This is a genomic window from Bacillus sp. JJ1474, assembly GCF_036965225.1.
GTDB lineage: Bacteria > Bacillota > Bacilli > Bacillales > Cytobacillaceae > Cytobacillus.
Genome location: NZ_JBALPC010000301.1, coordinates 1 through 1,425, shown reverse-complemented (window position 1 = coordinate 1,425; position 1,425 = coordinate 1). Strand labels below are relative to the sequence as shown.

General features: G+C 35.6%; 2 protein-coding genes. Both read left to right on the top strand.

All coding sequences use genetic code 11. The features are described 5' to 3' along the window. Window positions 1-592 precede the first annotated feature (592 nt). On the top strand, window positions 593-1,114 hold the full coding sequence (locus tag V7164_RS24995; RefSeq protein ID WP_335344332.1) for a DUF2179 domain-containing protein: 522 nt from the start codon (window positions 593-595) through the stop codon (window positions 1,112-1,114). Then, complete coding sequence (locus V7164_RS24990) at window positions 1,111-1,314, top strand: NETI motif-containing protein (protein ID WP_335344330.1); 204 nt, start codon at window positions 1,111-1,113, stop codon at window positions 1,312-1,314. Before V7164_RS24995 ends, V7164_RS24990 begins: the two co-directional genes overlap by 4 nt. Window positions 1,315-1,425 lie beyond the last annotated feature (111 nt).

The window sequence follows — 1,425 nt, the reverse complement described above, 5'->3', positions numbered from 1 at the left end:
AGGACGTCGCTAGGCAAAAAAAGAACATCATTTAGATGTTCTTTTTTTTGTGGGTTTTAATGGCCTTATTAATGATAAATCCTATAATGGTGTGTGATGTTAATGTTTGACAATTTATTAATGTTACCTAAAATTGAGATTAGGTAGCATTATTAATGCCGCTGCACAAAACAAAAGCTAGGATTATAGCGCCCACCGTCGGGAAAAAAGTTGTCCTGAGGTAGTTAAGAGCTATTTATAACGCCCATCAGCAAGAAAAAAATCCATCGAAAGTAGTTAAGAGCAGTCTAAAACTCCCTTTGGCAAGAAAAAAACACTCGAATGTTGTTAAGGCCCCCCTTTTCCCCACCTCATTCATGATCCTATTCAAAAATACTAGATGCTCCAAGCAACAACGAAAAAAGCCATTTTATACATATTAAGCAATCTTAGTTCCAAAAATTAATTTCCCCTTCGCAAAATCACCAATCTTATGTACAATTAATATTCAATATTAGGTGTTAAAATGGTATCAAAAGGGAATTAGCAATATATTAGGTAGTAGACTGTCACTATAAAGGGGGAGCTTTCTTTGTTAGAAAGTGGTTTTTTAATGATAACTATTATTCTGTTAATCAATATTGTGTATGTATCCTTCTTTACAATCAGAATGATCTTAACGTTAAAAGGCCAGAGATACTTGGCTGCTTTTATTAGTATGATTGAAGTTGTTATTTATGTAGTGGGGTTAGGTTTGGTTCTTGATAACCTTAATGAAATCCAGAATTTGATTGCTTACGCGGTTGGTTATGGGATTGGTGTTATTGTTGGGATGAAAATTGAGGAAAAGCTCGCCCTTGGTTATATTACCGTGAATGTCATAACAAAAGAATATGATTTGGACATGCCGAAGATGCTAAGGGAAAAGGGCTATGGTGTGACAACCTGGGCAGCTAACGGCTTAGAAGGGGATCGGATGGCTCTGCAGATCCTGACACCAAGAAAATATGAATTAAAGTTATACCATACGATTAAAGAGCTTGATCCGAAAGCGTTTATTATTGCGTACGAGCCGAAAACCATTCATGGCGGCTTCTGGGTGAAAAGCGTAAAGAAAGGGAAGTTATTTTCATGAGTAAAGGAAAAAAGAAAATGGTTTTTGAAGTGCAGGAAAATGAAACCATTGATATGTGTCTAGAGCGAATAAAAAAGGCAGGGTATATTCCTGTTAGAAGAACAGAAAAGCCGATCTTTGAGGAAAAAAAGATAGGCCAAACGACTACCTATGAGCCAGTAGGACGCCAGATTCTGTTTGAAGCTAAAGTAATTGAATGATAAAACACGAACGATATATAAGTAATTAGATGTATTGTTCGATTATTGGTTGACATTACTATCAATAGTTGTTAAGATGTGCATATAAGAAATAAATGAAGCGAATAATCC